Consider the following 19,895-nt stretch of genomic DNA (forward strand, 5'->3'; position numbering starts at 1 on the left):
ATACTGTCAATGTGAAAAAGCTGCATTATGCCGAAAACCGAAAAGGTTGTGATTTCTATGAATCAGCAGAAAACCATTATGGTCGTTGACGATGACATCCGTATCGTGGAGCTTATGAGGGACTTTTTGATAAACGACGGGTTTCACGTTATGACAGCAAAGGATGCGGATACCGCGCTGGTCTTATTCCATCGCCATCCGGCAGATTGCCTGATCGTGGACGTCATGATGCCTGGGCAGGATGGCTTCGAACTATGCAGGAAAATCCGCGAAACCAGCAATGTACCGATCCTGTTTCTAAGCGCACGTGACGACGATATCCATAAGATCCGGGGGCTCGGTATCGGCGGCGACGACTACATTGTGAAGACGGCCTCTCCCGTCGAAGTGATTGCGCGAGTCAAGGCGGTTTTGCGCCGGGCGGGCAATTCCGGGCAGGCCGCCGCCGAGAAGATTATTAATTACGGCAAGCTTCAGCTGAATTTGACTACCCGGGAGGTTTACGTGAGCGGAGACAAGGTATCTCTCACCCCCAAAGAATATGAAGTATTCCGTTTGTTTGCCGAGCATCCTAGACAAGTGTTTACTTACGAACAGCTATTGGACCGGTTTTGGGACGGGATAGGGGATAAACATACCGTCCGGGTGCTTATGGCAAGATTACGTGAAAAAATTGAGGCTGAGCCCAACCAACCGCAGTATGTCACGAATGTGTGGGGAATCGGCTACCGGTTTGAGGGGAATCCGCTATGAAGGCGTTCAAGGTTCGTACGGTGTTGTTCTTTTCGTTGTTTATCATCTTAACCCTTGCCTGGCTTACTTACGTTATCGTTTATTTCGCCGAAACCAGGTCGATACAAATCGGTGCGGCAGATAGGGGACCAAGCCGGGTCGGGATTTGGACGGCGTCGTCCGTCGGCTTGCTGCTTGCGGCTTTAGTGTTCGGCTACGGATTTCGCCGCTGGATTATTAAACCGTTGGAATCGATGGGAAGGGCGGCAAGGCAAATTGCGGAGGGAGATTTGGATATCACGCTGCCGCCTTCGGGAGTTCGTGAGATTACTGAAGTCCGCCAAGGCTTTGACATCATGGTGGCCGGGCTGCGTGAATCCGTTCAACGGCAAACAGCTCTTGAGGAGGAAAGGCGGTTTTTCATCGGCGCTATTGCACATGACTTGCGAACACCGCTGTTCGCCCTCAAAGGGTATTTGGACGGATTGGAGCTGAACATCGCCTCGAGCCCGGAGCAAATGAACCATTATGTGAAGGTATGTAAGGAGAAATCCAATCAGCTGGATCGCCTGGTCTCCGATCTTCTCGCTTTTGCCAAAACGGAGTACATGGAAACCGTACAACAGGAAGAACCAATCGAGATTATCGATATTCTGCGGAAATCGGTTGATACCTTGTGTCATTTATCCGAGTCCAAAAGGATTTCCATTCAATTGGACCATCCGCCTGCCGGCTCAGGACAAGGAAGCTTTATTGGGGATGCTTATCTCCTGGAACGGGCCTTCAACAACCTGCTGGATAATGCGGTCAGGCATACGCCAAACCATGGTGTCATCTATGTGGGATGCTCTTATGATCGGGATAGAGCCACGATAACCATCCGGGATTCGGGTCCCGGGATTCCGGAAGCCGATCTAGGTCGTGTATTCGATCCCTTGTACCGAGGCGAGTTGTCACGAAACCGGGAATCCGGCGGGACCGGTCTCGGATTAACGATCGCGAAGCGCATCTTCAGTGCTCATGGCGGGGATTTGACGGCTGGTAACCATCCGCAAGGGGGAGCGGTGGTTACAGGATGGATTCCCGCACAGCGGGATAGCTTGCACACAGCGTGAATTTGCATGATTGTTAAGTGACGGTACAATTTGGGTATTTCATATGGAGCGTCCTGCTATGAATTTCAAGGTGTATGGAGTTTAAGAAGCGCAACACAGTTTACGATCGGTATAAAAAATACATCAGTCACACCGGACTATGAACTCTTTCTTTTGAGATCGCCCGGCGAACATAACTTGATATCTTTTGATAGGAATCTCAATGGAAGCAGCCATTATGATAGTATATTAGGATAAAAGATGCATGAGCCAAGAGCCCCGCTTTAAGGGTCATTTCAATTCGGAGGTTGTATATGACGGATGTGATTTTTTACCGGGATGAGGCGCTGCCTTTTGTGGAAGCGAAGCAATGCCGCAGGAGCGATCTGGCGTATCAGAAGCATTTTCACGAGGAGTATTCCATCGGTCTCATTGATGAAGGAGAAACGCAGGCATGGTGTGACGGCGTCTTGCGGCTTGTAGAGACAGGGAGAATGATCAGCTTTCCGCCCCACATGCTGCACGCCTGCCATCCGGCGGATGATACGACATGGAAATACAAGATGCTGTTTATAAAACCGGAATGGTTCGCTGCTCTGGAGCTGCCTGACGCGGATCTTCTTCAGTTCCCGTTCCTGCTAGAAGCCGGGAAGAATGAAATTTGCAGCAAGCTGCTTAATCACGTGGTGGAGGCAATGAGCCGAAGGGCTTCTCCGCTCGAGATCGAAGCGGCGTTAATCGAGCTGGTGTGCGCATTATTAGACAAGCACGCTTCCGATCTGACACACGAATCCTGCGGCATGCTGGAGCAGAAATACGTCAACCGGGCCAAGGAATATATTCAAGCGCATTATACGGATAAAATTACGCTTGAAATGCTGGAACGCGCAGCCGGGGTCAGCCGGTATCATCTTATTCGCTTGTTTAAGAAAAGTACTCACCTGCCACCGCATGCATACCAAAATCTGCTGCGTATCAATCACGCCAAGCGGGAATTGAAACATGGACGGCCCATTGCCGATATTGCCGCGGATACCGGCTTTTATGACCAGAGCCATTTTGGAAAGGCTTTTGCCAAAATCGTAGGTACGACACCCCAAGCCTATGCGGTATCGTCCTAGATCAGCGCAATTTTTTACAATCCGTCCTTCTGTCTTGTCTGTACACTATTTCTGTATAACAAGACGAGGGAGTGTCTAGTGAATGACAACGACGAATTTGGAACAACAGTTTGCCGAAGCGATGAAATCCATTGCCCGCCGACACGATTTGAAGTCTTACGTCGAGAAAACGCCGGCTATTTACCGGCTGCTGCAGCGTGCGGCAGCAAAGTATGTAGCTGGGGAGAAGCGGGAGGAGGGGCTGGAGGCCGGACAACGGCTGATGGAAAAAGGATATGCCGTCTCGCTCGAATATATCGGTGAAAATACAGCAGATGTTCAAGCCTGCGAAGCGGCAGCACTCGAGCTGTCGCGGCTCATTCAATCATTGGAGGAGCGGAAGCTGCCGGCTCGTGTATCGTTCGATCTTTCCCACATTGGCTTGTCTATAGACAGCAAGCTAGCGTATAAGCAGCTGGTGACATTAGCCTCACAAGCTCAACAGGCCGGCATCGAACTGTTTATAAGCATGGAGGAATCGGGCAAGACCGATTCGATCCTGCAGATTTATGAAAAGGCGGCGGCCGTTCATGGCAATATCGGCATCACGCTTCAGGCGCAATTGAACCGGACGCCTCAGGACTTGATCGGGCTGCAGTCTATCCCTGGCCGGGTCCGTATCGTGAAGGGGGCGTACCAGGAGCCGGAACAGCTCTCGATCCCGCGTTCGTCCGCTCTCAACGAGCGATATTTGCTGCTTGTAGAGCAGGCTGTACGCCAAGGCCACCGCGTGTCGATTGCCACCCATGACGAGGCTGTCATAAAGGAGATCATGCTGCGGGAATGGCTTCATGAGCCGGGGGTTGAGTTCGAGATGCTATACGGCATTCGGCCGGATTTGAGCAGCCAACTGAAACAGGCAGGCTATCCTGTGCGTATTTATTTGACCTATGGTCATGAGTGGTATTTGTACCTATGTCATCGGATTGCCGAATATCCTCCCAATCTGTTTCAGGCGATTCTAGATATTACGGGTTCCGGCGAAATAGATTCTGCGAAGGATTATGAGTAAAACGTGAGAAAAAGTCTATATTTTCGTTTGGAATTTATTTACTATTAGATTACGTAGGAAAATATCAGAAAAACCAACTGTTTTTTCTCGAGAAAAGGAGTGAATATTGTTGTTTTATGTGAACACCCGTGCCATAGTCGAGCGTGAACGCGATGGAAAAACCGAAGTTCTAATCCAGACACGAAATAAGCCGAATGAACCGAAACAGCTGGAGCTGCCGGGAGGCAGGGTGGAAAAGTTTGAGCCATTGTTAACTGCATTACGCCGGGAAGTGAAAGAAGAAACCGGTTTGGATGTCACTTGGATTGAAGGGGAAGATACGCGAATCGATACGGACGGAATCAATCCTGATATTGTGGTGGAATGTGTTAAGCCATTTACTGCGTATCAAACGATTAAAGGAGGAATCGATTCGGTTGGTTATTACTTCATCTGTAAGGCTGAGGGCGAACTGCTCGAAGAAGGCGACCACGCGCAAAAAGCGAGATGGATCACAGTAGAGGAACTGGCCGAGCGGATCTACAACGATCCGCTTCAGTTTATTAACATCGATTGTGCGGCTATCAAATTCTATTTGAAACACCGTATGAATGTCCTGCCCAATTAGCATTGAGTCAAGATGATGAGGGCTGCATTAGGGATACAGCTCAGGCAAGTTTCCAGACCTCGTCCCAGCGGCGGGACCGGTCTCGGGCTTGCGATCGCGCGGCAAAACATCCTTGCACACGGGGGAAAGATTGAGGTGCAAAGCGTGGCAGGCAAGGGCTCGGTGTTTACCATTTACTTGCCGATGTGCTAGGCTGGATGGTTCATTTTTTGATAGAAAGAGGGAGGATATGACTTATGAAAATGCTGCTGGATAAATTATAACGTTTCCCATGGAGAACATCTGATGTCACTCGAATTCGTGGACCGCCGTCCCGCATTTTTACATTTTGAACCTAAAAATAGGGGAGGCTTGATTCAAGATGAGAAGTGAACAGGAAATGATGAAAATGCTTTTGGATTTTGCTATGAAGGATGATAGAATTCGATTGGTCACTTTGGAAGGATCACGTACCAACAAAAATATTCCCCCTGATCCATTTCAGGATTATGACATTTCTTACTTTGTAACCGAGATGGATTCCTTCAAGGAGAATGATCGGTGGCTCGATAGGTTTGGGAATCGTATCATGATGCAAAAGCCTGAGGATATGGAGCTTTTTCCATCAGAGCTGGGCAGTTGGTTTTCCTATTTAATTCATTTTGAAGACGGGAATAAAGTAGACTTGACCCTCATTCCAATCCACGAATGGGAGGATTATTTGACTAATAGCGACGGTTTGGTTGAGGTCTTGCTTGATAAGGATTATCGAATCCAGCAGGAAGTAATCGCCGATGATCGTCAATATTGGATTAAAAGGCCGACAGCAAGGGAATTTGATGACTGCTGCAATGAGTTCTGGATGGTATCCACTTACGTAGTAAAAGGGCTGGCGAGAAAGGAAATCCTTTTTGCCATTGACCATTTGAACGAGATTGCCCGGCCTAATTTGTTGAGAATGATGGCTTGGCATATCGGATCGGAGTATGGCTATACTTTTAGCGTGGGGAAGAACTATAAATTTATAGACCGGTATCTTCCGAAGGAAGATTGGGACAGCCTCCTGTCAACCTATTCCGGGAATGGGTATCAAGAAATGTGGAGGTCACTATTCACTTGTTACGAGTTATTCAGAAAATATTCCAAAGCAGTATCGGAAAGTCTCGGATATAAGTATCCGGATTACGATGAAGCTATTACTAAGTATACGGACAACATTTATTCCACATTGACGTGAGCAATGCTTATGGACCGCCCTCTTAACGGGCGGTTCAGGTTGTTGAAAAACCCTATCGTACAGGAAAATGCGAAAGGTGGTAGGTGGGGTGTCCCCTGGAGGAGCGATAGCGTTCGCCTTTGTTCTCTGGAAATTCCCGATATAAAGCGAAATTAATGAAAGTTTCCAGAGAACAACAGCGACCGGAAGGGGATACCCCACCGGGGGAACGAAGCAATTTTTCAGATTTTCAGGCTTTTCAACAGACGCAACCGCCCTCTTAACGGGCGGTTTTTTTCTGGCGATCACGGCGCTTCCGCAGCATCTCTTGGGATACCCAACGATTTTTGATATGCTGGTTATAGATAATTTGGAAATGGGAAAGCAGGGAAGGGATATGAATAAGATTCTGATCATTGATGATGAGGCCGATCTTCGGAAGCTGCTGAAAGATTATTTTGAAATGAACGGGTATTTCGTGATGACGGCGAAGAACGGCAATGACGCGCTGCGGCAAATTGAAAATCAGCCGGACCTTGTTTTACTCGATATCCATATGCCTGAGCTTGACGGTCTTGAATTGTGCAGAAAAATCCGGCATTTTGTATCCTGTCCTATCTTATTTCTAACGGCCCGAGTGGAGGATGCGGATAAAATTGCAGGGTTCCAGGCCGGAGGGGACGATTATATTCTAAAGCCGTTCAGCATTATGGAGCTTGGCGCGAGAGTAGAAGCTCACTTACGCAGGGAAAGGCGAAGTCACAATAAAATGTCGATAAGGTTTAGTGAAGAGCTGGTCATCGATTATTCGGCACGAGCCCTGTACCTTCATGGCCAAAAAATTCCTTTTGCCAAAAAGGAATTCGATATCATTGAGCTGCTGTCTTCCTATCCCGGTATGGTGTTCGATAAAGAACGCATCTATGAAAAGCTATGGGGTTTGAATGACGAAGGCGACAGCTCCGTGATAGCCGAGCATATCAGGCGAATTCGTATGAAATTGAAAGAGCATGGCTGCGACAACATGATAGAAACCGTCTGGGGAGTAGGGTACAAATGGCGAAAATCCTGAGCTGGCTGCAGCTGAAGCGAATGACCTTATTGCAATCCTTCATCCTTTTGTGCACGCTTATGCTTGTTATCGATATGGCCGTCATCGTATTGGAGTTTAAGTGGGCGGAAGCCATACGTCTGCAGCTTGCCGATGATGCTGCCGTGAACGATTGGGTACTGCCATCCCTCGTCGGGGTAGTGCTGTTAACTGTTGCGGCCTCTATTGTTCTAATGGCCAGCCTCTTTTATAGATTCAAACTGAAACGGCCGCTAGAGCTATTGATGAACGCATCGGAGAAAATGTCGGCCAATGATTTAGGGTTTCATATTTCCTATGACGGTAAGGATGAGATGGGGGAGTTATGCCGTGTATTTGAAACCATGCGCGGACAATTGGAGACCAATTACAAAACGCTTTGGCGGTCCGTTGAGGAACGAAAGCAGCTTAATGCTATTTTTGCCCACGACTTGAGGACGCCCCTATCCGTGTTGAAAGGATATTCCGAATTCGTGACCACCTACCTGCCTCAAAATAAGATCCCCGAGGACAAGCTTCTGGACATGCTACAAACCATGAAAGTCCATATTATGCGTCTAGAAAGCTACACGGAGGCGATGAATTCCATTCAGAAGCTTGAGGATATGCCGGTACATAGCCGTGTGATTGAAATGGATCATTTGGTATCCTTGCTGAGTGGCAGCGCCAGACAAATTAGCGAACCATGCAATAAGATGTTTGACTCTTCTATGGCTGCGGATACGAACGAAATAGCTGTGGATGTCCATCTGGTGATGCAGGTTTTTGAGAATTTGGTGGTTAATGCAGCGCGTTATGCTTCGCGTAAGGTGAGCATTCATTATAGCCTTTGCAAGGGCTTTTTTACGATAACTGTTATGGATGACGGCCCCGGCTTCTCTGACGAAGCGCTTCAGAAGGCCATGCTCCCTTTTTACCGCGGTGAAGTATGGGATGCGAATGATCATCATGGACTGGGACTTTATATTTGTAAAGTACTGTGTGAAAAGCACGGAGGAAGTCTGCATATAGAAAACGGCTCCCATGGCGGCGGGGTCGTAAGAGCAAGTTTTTTTGCGGAATTGATAAATAGTTGAAAATTATAAATTACCATTTCCTTATCACGTGATAAGGAGTGTAACTATGACCATTAGGTACAAGAAAATAAGTCTATGCTTGAGTTGTTTATTGCTGGTGCTGTCATTCCTGACTAAGCCTGCCTCCGCAATGGAAATCCGAAACAAAGCTGAAATACAGCAAGAAATGAACGACTTCGTCGTAAAAAATATGAAAGCCAATCATATTCAGGGTGCAGCTCTTGCCGTAGCCAATAATGATGAGGTGTTCTATGCCCAAGGTTACGGTACATTTTCAGATGGCCGCGAGATCAACGGCAATACCCCTTTTCCCATTGCTTCATTGAGTAAATCCTTTACTGCATTGGCTGTCCTGCAGCTGGCGGATAAAGGACTTATCGATCTTGATGCACCGTTCATCTCGTACTTTCCCGAGCTTTCACCAAGTGACGAACAGGTTCGTGATATGACGGTGCGTCATTTGCTTAATCAAACAAGCGGTCTGAATGACAAAGTGAATCCGGACATGACGAATGTCCATCCCTATCGGTCGCTGCAAGACATTAAGCAATCGCTGAATACAGTTAAGCTTGCCCATTCTCCTGGATTAGCCTATAGCTACCACAACCCTAATTATCAATATTTGGCTCTTCTGGTGGAGAGAGTGAGCGGTCAGAGTTTCTCCGCTTATTTGAACAAACATCTATTTGAACCTCTGGGGATGAACCATACCTTCAACGTCAGCACGACACAACAAATCAATGAGAATCCCGCCATTCCTCGGGGACATTATCTTTTATTCGGCTATCCTGTAATCCAAGATGAGCCCTTATGGTTTGTTGACGGCCCCGCCGGTATGGTTTCAACTGCAGAAGATATGGCAAAATGGATGCTTGCTCAATACAGCGGCCGTCTTCTTTCCCCAGAGCTGTTGAATCAATACCACGCAGCCGGACAGATCGGCCCCTATGGAATGGGATGGCTTGCAGAAGCGGATGAACACGGGGCCAGGACGATTTCCCATAGCGGAATTTTCTGGACCTATAAAGCGGAAGAAGCCATATATTTGAACGAGCAGCTGGGCATCATGATGATGTTTGACACTGGCTTAAACGCTTTTATCGATTATCACGCTTTTATCGATGGCATCGCAGCGATAGTAAAGGGTAGACAAGCGGAAGCCTCTCCTTTTAGCAGCGGGACCATGGAGGCGTTTATGATTTTTCTGGTGATTGCGACGATTCTGTGGGCAGTGTATAGACAATCCCGTATCCGCAGGAGCCGAAAGGGCATCACTACCGTAAGGCTGATTCTTTTATCCGTCGGGAGACTGTTCCCGATCTTCCTTCTTTTGTTTCTGTCACCATTGACAACATTGATCGGTGCCGGGCGAGTTGTTCCCTGGTTTGGACTATGGACCACCATGTCATCCCTGGTAATATGGCTTATTGTACTATCCCTGGCCAATGTAATGAGCATGATAGGCAGTTTAAAATTGTATTACAAAGCCAAGAAGAGAACCGGTTGGTAAGGATGCTCGATGAAGCTTGGGCTTGTGGGATTGAGTGAAACCACCCACAATAACCCAATTATGGTAAAATTGCATCACACAACAAAGGAGGGGATTGGCATAAAAATACATATTATTGGCGGTGCAGGAAGCGGCAAATCCTACATATCGGAATTACTGAGTCAAAAACTCCAGATACCGTATTACGAATTGGACGAAATCTATTGGGATAATGAAGCGGAGGTATATGGGGTAAAAGCTCCGGCAGAGGGGCGGGATCAAAAGCTAAGAGATATGGTCGCCCAAGACTCGTGGATCATAGAAGGGGCCTATAGATCATGGGTAGCTCCAAGCTTTTCTGCAGCGGATAAGATTGTTGTTCTTATGCCTCCTTTGTCGGTTCAAGAAGCAAGAATATGGAAGAGATATGAAGAACGTACCTCAGGGGCTGTTATGAGCACAAAGCGTGAGACTCTCGAAGGTACGCTGAACCTTATCGAGTGGAACAAAGAATACAATCTAGTGAAGCTGCCTCATTTTATCGAGACATGTGATTGCAAAGACAAGATCATTACTGTAAATGATAACTTGGACGTTTTAGAGTTATTTTCAAAGTAGGAAGGATCAATATAATGATTGACATTATTACCACTATATGGTTAAATGTAACAAATCGAATATCAGATAAAGCAATGATGGATGGTCGAACACCAAGTAAGAAAGATGAACGAATGTCTACAGAGGATGGTGTGAACCGGTGCAGTTATCTTTCTGAATTACAATCCGGAGCTGGAATGGTGAAAATGATGGAATCATGAGTAAGCTTTTCTCGGCATGTCGATGCCGTTACGTTAAATAAGTGAAAGAAGCTTATTCTGCTTCTTTAATTAGGGTGGTACCGCGAGACAGCCTTCTCGTCCCTTTTCGGGATATTGAGGGTTGTCTTTTTATTTTATTCATGGAATGGAGGAACATAGATGGAAACAATCCATCATCTTTCTGACGAACAAAAACAAGAGGTCGAACGACAGCTGAGCATTATACGAAGAGGAGCAGTTGAAATCATACCCGAGGATGCTCTGATACAAAAAATTGCAAATTCAGTCCTTACAGGCAAGCCTCTTAAGGTGAAGCTAGGGCTGGATCCTTCAGCACCGGATATCCATATCGGCCATACCGTAGTACTGCACAAACTGAGGAAATTCCAGGATTTGGGGCATGAAGTACAACTGATTATAGGTGATTTTACTGGACGAATCGGGGACCCTACGGGGAAATCCGAGACTAGAAAACAACTGTCTGAGGAGGATGTAAAACGAAATGCAGCAACCTATGAAAAGCAAGTCTATAAAATACTTGATCCGCTAAAGACCAAATTTCATTTTAACTCATCGTGGCTCGGAAAAATGAATTTTCAAGAAGTACTGCAGGTAGCTGCCAAAGTTACTGTTGCACGAATGCTGGAACGTGATGACTTTGCAAAGCGATACTCTAATAACCAGCCCATTCATATCCACGAGTTCTTTTATCCACTCATGCAAGGGTGCGATTCGGTGTCGCTTGAAAGCGATATTGAGATTGGCGGTACGGACCAAACGTTTAATATCTTAATGGGAAGAACGCTACAAGGAGCTTTTGGTTTTAAAGAAAGCCAAGCGGCCATCTTGATGCCTTTACTGGAAGGAATCGATGGAGTCCAGAAAATGAGCAAAAGTCTTAATAACTACATCGGAATAGACGAATCGCCCAATGAGATGTTTGGTAAGACCATGTCGATCCCAGACGATATCATGATTAAATACTTTGAATTAAGTACAGGCATAACAAACGAGGAGCTTCTGAAGCTTCGGCAAGGGTTGAAAGACGGGGAGATACATCCTCGCGATGCTAAAGTTCGACTGGCTAGAGAATATGTTCGTTTGTATCACGGCGACCAAGAAGCCGACGAAGCGGAGCAGCATTTTATCACGGTATTTCAAAAGCGTTCCATTCCTGAAAATATAGATGAATTGTATTTGAGAAAAGATCAACTCCAGGATGGTAATATTTCAATTACCAAGCTGCTTGTTACGCTCGGACTTGCTTCCTCAAACAGTGAGGCAAGACGTAATGTTGTTCAGGGGGCTGTAAAAATAAATGGGATTAAGCTGCTTGAACCTAATGAACAAGTGGAGATTCATAGCGGCGACATCATTCGGGCAGGTAAAAGGAAATTCGTTAAAATTGTGGTTGGATAGAAAATGAAGACGATAAGGCGGGAAAAGACACAACCCGAACCGGATAGAAGTCACTATCCATTTGGCAGATGAAGAATATGATACATGAAGTATAGTAAATCAATGTATATCTAACGGGAAACTTGACTTACCGGCACTGCCACAACGCGACTAACGGTCGCGCTGTGGTTTTTTTATTGGAGCCAATGTGTGGTTTAATTACCTCAGCTATCTGGACAGAGTGGTTAAATCTTTGCTTCAACAAGTTAATTTTGTTGCTTACGGTCCCTGTCCCCGCAAGGTAGACTATAGAAAAATACTACATGGGGTGAAATTCATGTCTACCGAAACACATACGCAATACGCCTCGAGTCCGCCGGTCGGCCATAGCAGGAGGAAACGTTCGACGCAGTGGCGGGAGGATTTGGCGGGGGTCGCTTTTGTCAGTCCGATGCTCATCGGGCTTTTCACATTGACACTGTTTCCGATTATTGCCTCGTTTTTTCTCAGCTTCACGAACTGGAATTTCGTTGCGGGCTTCTCCAAAATGAAGCTTGTCGGTTTCGATAATTTTATCAAGCTGTTCAAGGACAGTGTGTTCATCATGTCGCTTGAGAACAATCTGATTCTCATCATTGTCGTGCCGGTGACGCTCATCTGCTCGTTATTGCTCGCCGTTATTATTGATAAGAAGGTATTTTTCAAGGATTTGTTCAAAATCATTTATTTCATTCCATACATTTCCAGTATCGTAGCCGTTGCCATCGTATTCCAGGTGCTGTTCCATCCAAGCTACGGTCCGATCAACCAAATGTTAATGTCCTTCGGTGTGGCCAATCCTCCCAAGTGGATCGCTGATCCCGACGTTGCGCTGTACTGCGTTATGGGGCTGATGGTATGGGTCAATATCGGCTATAACATGATTATTTTCCTGGCGGGCTTGCAATCAATTCCGAAGGATTTGTATGAAGCTGCCGATATCGACGGCGCCTCCAAATGGAAGCAATTTTACCGCATTACAGTCCCGCTGCTGTCGCCAACGACGTTTTTCCTGCTGGTAACCGGCATTATCGGGTCGTTCAAAGTTTTCGATATTATTGCTGTGCTGACGAATGGCGGACCTGCGAATTCCACTACCGTGGTCGTATATCGCTTGTACGAGGCAGCCTTCATCAACCTGCAGTCCGGTTACGCATCCGCAATGGCTATTGTTCTCCTGTTTTTTGTCCTCGTGGTGACATGGATACAGTGGATCGGCCAGCGGAGATGGGTCAATTACTAATAGAAAAAGGACGGAAACGCAATGGATAAATGGAATACGGTTAAAAAAGCGATTTATACGGTGCTCATGTTTGCCTTAGGATTGATGTTCATGTCACCCTTTCTCTGGATGATCTCTTCTTCCATGAAGCCGGAGCTGGATGTATTTACGTTCCCGATCGAGTGGATCCCCCGGCACTGGAATGCAATAGAAAATTATACGACCGTATGGACAACAACGAACTTCCCTTTGTATTATTGGAACTCGATAAAGGTTACTGTAACAACTACAGCTATATCCGTTCTGTTATCGTCCATGGCCGCTTATGCATTCAGCAAAATCAAATTTCGCGGCAGGCATGTCCTGTTCCTTATCGTGCTGGCTATCTATATGATCCCGAATCAGGCGATCCTGGTACCGCAATTTCTGCTGCTGCGTTCGTTGAACCTGTATGATACGCATTTGGGCCTCATTTTGCTCGGATCATTCAGCGTGCTCGGAACGTTCATGCTTCGCCAGTTTTATCTGGGGGTTCACGATGAATTCATCGAATCGGCTAAAATCGACGGCGCAGGACATTTCCGTATCTTCTTCTCCGTATGTACGCCGCTCGTTCGCCCGGCCATCGCCACTTATGCGATTCTGCGCTTTATATGGACGTGGAATGATTATCAAAATCCGCTGATCTTTTTGAAAACAAAGGAATTGTTCACGATTCAGGTTGGAATACGCTCCTTCGCCACGCTGAACGGGGATCTGTACTCTCTCATTATGGCAGGTACGGTATCGGCGATTGTGCCGCTCTTGATCATCTTTATCTTCGGGCAAAAGCAGGTTATCGAGGGAATTGCTGTGGGCGGAGTCAAAGGATAGTACCCATCAGGTCAAAAAACGACTTGAATTGGTTAAAATATTGACTCAACGGAACCGGGAGCATTTGATATGATCGGTCGTGTAAAGGGTTACAATCACACAGATTCCATAATGGAGGGGTTCGCAATATGAAAAAATCTTTACTAGCGCTTAGCGGAGTACTGCTGGCTACAACTGCGCTTGCCGGCTGCGGCGGCGGTCAGGAGAAGGCGACTGCACCTGCGGCGGAAGGCGATAAAGGAAAGGATGCCGCCAAAGCGCCCGTGACCATCAAGGTACAGGGCTGGTATACCGAAGCACAGGGCAACTGGAATAAAACGGTGGAGGCGTACAATAAAACGCACCCTAACGTGAAGGTCGTCTACGAAAGTATGTCTGAAAAAGGCGATTCCCAGGAAGGGATGAAAAAGCTCGACCTGCTGGCTGCTTCCGGCGATCAGATGGACGTTATCATGTATTCTAGCGCATCCGATTTTGCGCAGCGCGTCGGTGCGGGCATTTTGGAGCCGCTGGACGAATATTTGAAGAAGGGCAACGTCAACGTCAAGGAAGAATACAAGATTGATCCGGCTATTAACGGCAAATATTACGCGCTTCCGGGCAAAATGATTGAATGGTTCGTCATGCTGAACAAGGATAAGCTTGACGAAGCGAAGCTTCCAGTACCGACCGAGTGGACGTGGAATGATTACGCTGAATATGCGAAAAAGCTGACCAAGGGCGACGGCCCGTCCAAGCAGTACGGCTCCTACTTCCATAACTGGAAGGACTACGCGCAGCTCGCACAAAACAATGACGTGAATAACCCGTATATCGTCAAAGACGACGGCTCGGAAAACATCGACAATCCAAAGGTTCGTTTCTCCCTGGATTTGCGCAACCGGATGGAAAACATCGACAAAACCTCGGTACCTTACTTTGACGTCATCTCGCAAAAGCTGAACTACCGTGACGTATTCTATGCCGGAAAATCGGCCATGCTTGCTACCGGGAACTGGATGGTAGGCGAGCTTGCGCTGAACGGCAAATTCAAAACCGTCTTTGCACCTTATCCGAAGGCTGACGCCAAGGACCCGAATGGATATACCGAGGTTGGGGCGGACTTCATGGGCGTAGCGGCGAACTCCAAGCATAAGCAGGAAGCGTATGATTTCGTCAGATGGTATACGACCGAAGGCATTGGTATCCAAGGCTTGTTCTTCTCAGGCTGGAAAAAAGCGGATATCGCGCAAAATGTCGATGCGATTCTAAAAACCGGCAAGCCGGAGGTAGCTTCGCTGATCGATAAAGAATCGCTCTTGAACACGCTGAAGGTTAATAAGGCGACGAAGCTGGTCATCCCTCCTACTTACTCGCTTCAGCAGGAAAAAGAATTCTTATCGCAGGTTGAGCTCTATTTGACAGGCAAGCAGGATTTGGACAAGACGATCTCCACCGCGAAAGCGAAGATGGAAGAGATCAAAAAGAGCAATAAATAACTAGCTGGAAGCTAGTCGCAATTAGAGGAGACTGCGGTCTCCTTTAGTTTTTAGAAACCTGACTAATTTAGAAGATAGCTGATGGATGGAGGAGGTGGGGGATCACCTGGAGGAGCGCTAGCGTCCGCCTTTGTTCCCGGGAAAAAACCTCTATCCTGCGTTTAAATCAATTTTTCCCGAGAACAACAGCGGCTGGAAGGGGATACCCCACCGGAGTGCCACGTACAACTCTGAATTCTTTTCAGGTTTCTCAAAGCAAACTCAGGAGACTACGGTCTCCTTTTTTGCGACCCGGTGTGATATCATGAATCTTGCTTACAGTGCAGACGAAAGGCAGGGATGGCAGGTGCCAGGCTGGATACGCTCATTATCTCTTCGCAACAAGCTGGTGCTGACGATCTTGATTTGTCTCGTGCTGCCTTCGGTCGTTTCCATGAACGTATCGAACCTGCTGACGCGTGAAGTCGTCCGTAGCCAGGTGACCGATAATTCACAGGAAACGATGCGGCTGGTGAACCAGTTCGTCTCGGCACAGCTAAAGAATATGCTGTACGTGATGAACTTCGTCCAGTTCGATGAAGAGCTTCAGGTGTCCGTGCGGGAGCTGGGACGAAGCGAGGAGCACACACAGGGCGATGTTTTGGCTTATAAGCAAAAAATTTCGAAACGGCTGGATACGGTATTGAACTCGCTCGGGCACATGAATGTGACCGTCCTGCTGCCCAATAAACAATACGTTGCTTCCTACACGACCTTTACCTTTGATCCGAGCAGTTTGTTTCATAAAAGCTGGTTCGGTGAGTTGGACAAAGTATCCGGCTATAACGCGATGTGGGTCGGTGCAGAGCCGAACTACGACCCAGAGGCGAAGAAGCCCTATTTATTGACGGCAGCCAAACCGCTTCGCATGAATTCGCTAACCTATGGGTATGTCGTCGTCAGTCTGGAAATGGATTCGATCCAGCGGCTGTTCGATCAATATCAAGCGAATGATTCGATGATGATTATAGATGGCGCGGGGAAGATCGTGATCGATAAGGATTCATCGAAGATCGGTCAGCCTTTTCCTTATTTTTCCGAGCTTCCTTCGGACAACCAAGTCTCTTTCCTGAAGGTGGACGGCGAGGAATATATACTGCTTCAGGATCAGATTACTCCTGTATGGAAGCTGGTCAGCATGAGCCCTTATAAGAAAGCGGCACAAAGAATCGAATCGATCCGCCGGAGCGATTTTATGATCCAGCTGGGTTCTCTGGTACTGTTCGCCATCCTGCTGTTGTATATGGTTCGAGCTTTGACGAAACCGATTGCAAGACTGGTCCGGACGGTCGCACGGATTGAGTCCGGCCAGCTGAGAGAGCGGTCGAACTTGAGCGGAGCGGACGAGATCGGCAGGCTTGGTTACGTTTTCGACCGAATGCTGGATAGGATCGAGCAGACGCTGGAGGACAACCGGAGGGAGCAGGAGCTGAAGCGGAAGGCGGAGCTTGCGATGCTGCAGGCGCAAATCAATCCGCATTTTTTGTTCAATGTGCTAAACTCCATTCGGCTAAAAATTATGATGAAGGGGGACGAGGATAATGCGGAGCTGATCAGCTCCTTATCTTCGCTCCTCCGAATGACGATCCATCGAAATAACGAGTACATTCCGCTCCATGAAGAGATCGAAATTATCGAGCACTACATCCGGCTGCTCAATTCGCGTCATGGTGACCGGGTGCAGCTTCACGTTCAAGCCGCCTCCGATTCCTTGATGCAGGAGGTGCCGAGGTTTATTTTGCAGCCGTTGATTGAGAACGCATACCTTCACGGCTTGAAGAGCAAATCAGGCGAAATTACGATCGCCTCCCGGATTTGTCCGGATGGACGGCTTCAGGTGGAGGTTATCGATTCCGGAGTCGGCATGTCGAAGGGGCAGCTGGAGGCGCTGCAAGCGCAGCTTGAATCCGCCCCTCACGCATCCCAAACCGGCCGGCGGGGCTCTACACTCTCCGGGATCGGGCTCACCAATGTGTTTGAACGATTAAAGATAATGTACGGCCAGCAATTCGATTTTGAGATTAACAACAGGTCGGGGCAAGGCACGCAAATTGTGCTGCGTTTTCCGGGTTCAGGGAAGGATAATGGATAATGTACACCTTATGTATCGTTGACGATGATATTCCTGTATTGGAATTTTTGACCGCTTCCATGCCCTGGGAGCAGCTGGGGTTTCAATTAATCGGGACGTACCATGATCCGCTGGAAGCGTTGAACGCAGGACAACAGAACAGGCCCGATGCGATTATAAGCGATATAGGAATGCCGGGGATGGATGGGCTGGAACTTATTCGCCGATTGCGGGAAGGTCATCCCGGACTTAAGGCGGTGATTCTATCCTGCCACGACGAATTTCCGTATGCACAGGCAGCGGTAAAGCTTGGTGTCAGCGAGTACGTGCTGAAGGAAACGATGAACGTACGGATCATTACCGAGGTACTGGAGCGGCTGAAGGAGCAGCTGGACGCGGAGTCGAGCCAGCGTTCCAAAAGCCGGATGCTGGAGCGGGAGCTGGAACAAAGCCGCAGTGCCTCCAAGCGCAGCTTCATTCGCGGCATCGTCAATGAGCCGCTGCTGGATCCCGGGGAATGGAGACGGAAGGCGGAGGAATTCGGCATTCGGCTGGAGCAGCAGTCCGTACTTCCTGTGTTCGGCTATGTGAACCGGATGAAGGAAGCGGGGGATCGGTACCAATCGAAGGACTTATTCGCCTATACCATTGAAAATATTATTCAGGAAATGCTGAACGACCGCAAGGAAATCGCTTTGTTTACGTACGATACCGGAGAAGTCATCCTGCTGTTTCCGTATTACTCGCAGCTGCATATCCAAAACATTCAGAAAGTCGAACAGAAGCTGAGGGACATCCAATCCAGCCTGCAGCATTATGCCAAGGTTTCGTTTTCCTTTTTGACCGGCAGCCCGGTGAAGGAGGTCCGTTCCCTCAAGGAACAGCTCCAGCGCATGACCGGAACGAGAAACGCACGGTTTTATTTGCCGGAGTCATCGGTTATCCAGCTCGACCATGTCAGCGACAGGTTCGGCCAAGGGGATTTGCTGCTGACACAGTACATGACGGCGCTCGAGGAGCTGCGGCGCACAGTGTTCGAACAGCAAACCGATCGGATCGCGGCATTCGTGGCCAAATGGATCGACTTTGTACAGTACCACCGGTTTCACCCGATGGAGGTGAAGGAGTGGCTGTTAAAAATGATCCTCGACGTGCGGATGCGGCTCAAGTCGCTCCAGCATTACCAATCCTCCTTCTCGTCGGAGCTGCTTCACCATGACATGCTGGAGTTCACGTCCTTGCGTGAGGTGGAGGCATGGCTGAGAACGTACTTGCAGCAAGCGGTGGAATGGGCGGGCCGAGTCTATGAGGAGTCGCATAACCGCGAAATCGCGGAATGCCAGCGCTATGTTTATAATCATTTGGACCGAAAAATATCGCTCGAAGAAGCGGCGGCTCATTTGCACCTGCATCCAAGCTATTTAAGCCGGCTGTTTAAAAGGGAGACCGGAGAAAATTTCGTTGAATACGTGACCCGGATGCGGATGGAAAAAGCAAAGGAATTGCTTGTGATGACAGACAAGACGATAGAGGAAATTGCCGAGCTGCTCGGCTATGATAATAAAAATTATTTCGGCAAGCTGTTCAAGGCCCAGACAGGCGTAGTTCCGAACGCCTATCGATCGAGCCGAAAAGGGTAGAGGCCAAGCTTCCAAAGCGCAATTACTTATACAAAGCTCTGAACCGGGCCGGCGAAACCTCATTCCATAACCGGAACATTTTACTGAAATGAAATTCATCGGCAAAGCCGCAGGCAGCCGCGATCGCTTTCAGCGGCTCCTCTGTCAGCAGCAGCAGTGTTTTGGCTTTCTCATTGCGAATCCGGTTCAAATATTCCTTGGGGGAAAAGCCTGTGTACTGCACGAACATTTTGCGCAGCTGCGACACCGAGATATGGAAGCTCCGGGCCAGCTCCTCCATCTTGAGAGGGCGGTTGTAGCAGGTCTCTATCCAAAGCTTGGCCTGCTCGAAGGCGTTCCTATACGGATCTGCCTGGGCATTCGCAGCTTGTATGGAGTGAATCAGCCTTGAAAGCACATACTGAAACTCCGCCTGTCTTTCATTCGGATCCCTGCTCTGGAGCGACCATAGCTGCTTGAATTGCTCGTGAACCCAAATCGCCTGCTCATGGGAAAACTGCCTGATAAACGGCAGGGAAAGCGTGTCCAGGTACACAGGCTTCTGCCAGGCTTGCTGCTCATAGGATACGTCCAGAGCATCGAATAAAAGCATGCGGATATATAGAGGCTGGTGCGCGGACGACGACATCGCTAGTGTCAATCCTGGCTTTAGATACAGCAGGGTCCCGGCCTTCACCTGGATGGGCTTTTCCTCCGGCGTGTGCGAGAATTCGCCTTCCCCGCTCATAATCCAATACAGCGAATGAACATCTACCGTATTCCGAATATCCTTCCAGCCTGCAACAGGCAGCTTCTCATAAGCCAGACGCTGATGATAGATTCTGTGTGTATGATGTTCCATCCTGACCCCACCTGTATAGCG

19 protein-coding genes are annotated in these 19,895 nt (G+C 48.1%); 18 read left to right on the plus strand and 1 reads right to left on the minus strand.

The features are described from left to right. The first annotated feature begins 57 nt into the window (after positions 1–57). The 18 genes from ABEA66_RS02755 to ABEA66_RS02840 all read left to right on the plus strand — a co-directional run bounded on the left by ABEA66_RS02755 (position 58) and on the right by ABEA66_RS02840 (position 19,033). Positions 58–753 (plus strand): response regulator transcription factor, encoded by a 696-nt coding sequence (locus tag ABEA66_RS02755; protein ID WP_345585828.1) that lies wholly within the window; start codon positions 58–60, stop codon positions 751–753. After that, positions 750–1,847 (plus strand): sensor histidine kinase, encoded by a 1,098-nt coding sequence (locus ABEA66_RS02760; RefSeq protein WP_345585830.1) that lies wholly within the window; start codon positions 750–752, stop codon positions 1,845–1,847. The genes ABEA66_RS02755 and ABEA66_RS02760 overlap by 4 nt, the downstream gene beginning before the upstream one ends. A gap of 293 nt (positions 1,848–2,140) precedes the next feature. Continuing rightward, entirely contained in the window at positions 2,141–2,947 is an 807-nt protein-coding gene (locus ABEA66_RS02765; RefSeq protein WP_345585832.1) for a helix-turn-helix domain-containing protein, read from the plus strand. Between the two features lie 82 nt (positions 2,948–3,029). After that, positions 3,030–3,998 carry a proline dehydrogenase family protein gene (locus ABEA66_RS02770; RefSeq protein WP_345585834.1) on the plus strand — a complete coding sequence of 323 codons (969 nt, stop codon included), beginning with the start codon at positions 3,030–3,032 and terminating at the stop codon, positions 3,996–3,998. 118 nt (positions 3,999–4,116) lie between these two features. Further along, positions 4,117–4,605 carry an NUDIX hydrolase gene (locus tag ABEA66_RS02775; RefSeq protein WP_345586324.1) on the plus strand — a complete coding sequence of 163 codons (489 nt, stop codon included), beginning with the start codon at positions 4,117–4,119 and terminating at the stop codon, positions 4,603–4,605. Between the two features lie 15 nt (positions 4,606–4,620). Continuing rightward, positions 4,621–4,797 (plus strand): ATP-binding protein, encoded by a 177-nt coding sequence (locus tag ABEA66_RS02780; RefSeq protein WP_377768411.1) that lies wholly within the window; start codon positions 4,621–4,623, stop codon positions 4,795–4,797. A gap of 169 nt (positions 4,798–4,966) precedes the next feature. Continuing rightward, a complete protein-coding gene (ant(6), locus tag ABEA66_RS02785; protein ID WP_345585836.1) occupies positions 4,967–5,821 on the plus strand; it encodes an aminoglycoside 6-adenylyltransferase in 855 nt (284 codons plus the stop codon). Between the two features lie 376 nt (positions 5,822–6,197). Then, the gene (locus tag ABEA66_RS02790; protein WP_345585838.1) at positions 6,198–6,872 is read left to right on the plus strand and encodes a response regulator transcription factor; all 675 of its coding nucleotides are present in this window, start codon (positions 6,198–6,200) and stop codon (positions 6,870–6,872) included. Further along, positions 6,857–7,966: a HAMP domain-containing sensor histidine kinase gene (locus tag ABEA66_RS02795; protein ID WP_345585840.1), complete on the plus strand. Its 1,110-nt coding sequence runs from the start codon at positions 6,857–6,859 to the stop codon at positions 7,964–7,966. Before ABEA66_RS02790 ends, ABEA66_RS02795 begins: the two co-directional genes overlap by 16 nt. A 46-nt stretch (positions 7,967–8,012) precedes the next feature. Further along, positions 8,013–9,476, plus strand: a complete 1,464-nt coding sequence (locus tag ABEA66_RS02800) for a serine hydrolase domain-containing protein (RefSeq protein WP_345585842.1) — start codon at positions 8,013–8,015, stop codon at positions 9,474–9,476. A gap of 9 nt (positions 9,477–9,485) precedes the next feature. Then, entirely contained in the window at positions 9,486–10,073 is a 588-nt protein-coding gene (locus ABEA66_RS02805; protein WP_345585844.1) for a P-loop NTPase family protein, read from the plus strand. A gap of 14 nt (positions 10,074–10,087) precedes the next feature. Next, complete coding sequence (locus ABEA66_RS02810; RefSeq protein WP_345585846.1) at positions 10,088–10,273, plus strand: hypothetical protein; 186 nt, start codon at positions 10,088–10,090, stop codon at positions 10,271–10,273. A 159-nt stretch (positions 10,274–10,432) separates the two neighbouring features. Continuing rightward, positions 10,433–11,692 (plus strand): tyrosine--tRNA ligase, encoded by a 1,260-nt coding sequence (gene tyrS / locus ABEA66_RS02815; RefSeq protein WP_345585848.1) that lies wholly within the window; start codon positions 10,433–10,435, stop codon positions 11,690–11,692. Between the two features lie 316 nt (positions 11,693–12,008). After that, positions 12,009–12,953 (plus strand): carbohydrate ABC transporter permease, encoded by a 945-nt coding sequence (locus tag ABEA66_RS02820; protein WP_345585850.1) that lies wholly within the window; start codon positions 12,009–12,011, stop codon positions 12,951–12,953. A gap of 21 nt (positions 12,954–12,974) precedes the next feature. Beyond that, on the plus strand, positions 12,975–13,805 hold the full coding sequence (locus tag ABEA66_RS02825) for a carbohydrate ABC transporter permease (protein WP_345585852.1): 831 nt from the start codon (positions 12,975–12,977) through the stop codon (positions 13,803–13,805). 128 nt (positions 13,806–13,933) lie between these two features. Further along, entirely contained in the window at positions 13,934–15,283 is a 1,350-nt protein-coding gene (locus ABEA66_RS02830) for an ABC transporter substrate-binding protein (RefSeq protein WP_345585854.1), read from the plus strand. Between the two features lie 304 nt (positions 15,284–15,587). Then, positions 15,588–17,414, plus strand: coding sequence for a cache domain-containing sensor histidine kinase (locus ABEA66_RS02835; protein ID WP_345585856.1), 1,827 nt, complete (start codon positions 15,588–15,590; stop codon positions 17,412–17,414). Further along, positions 17,414–19,033: a helix-turn-helix domain-containing protein gene (locus ABEA66_RS02840; RefSeq protein WP_345585858.1), complete on the plus strand. Its 1,620-nt coding sequence runs from the start codon at positions 17,414–17,416 to the stop codon at positions 19,031–19,033. Before ABEA66_RS02835 ends, ABEA66_RS02840 begins: the two co-directional genes overlap by 1 nt. 22 nt (positions 19,034–19,055) lie before the next feature. On the opposite strand, the gene ABEA66_RS02845 is transcribed toward ABEA66_RS02840, so the two are convergent. Continuing rightward, positions 19,056–19,874, minus strand: a complete 819-nt coding sequence (locus ABEA66_RS02845) for a helix-turn-helix transcriptional regulator (protein ID WP_345585860.1) — start codon at positions 19,872–19,874, stop codon at positions 19,056–19,058. Positions 19,875–19,895: the final 21 nt, after the last annotated feature.

The organism is Paenibacillus vulneris (assembly GCF_039543185.1).
Lineage (GTDB): Bacteria > Bacillota > Bacilli > Paenibacillales > NBRC-103111 > Paenibacillus_S > Paenibacillus_S vulneris.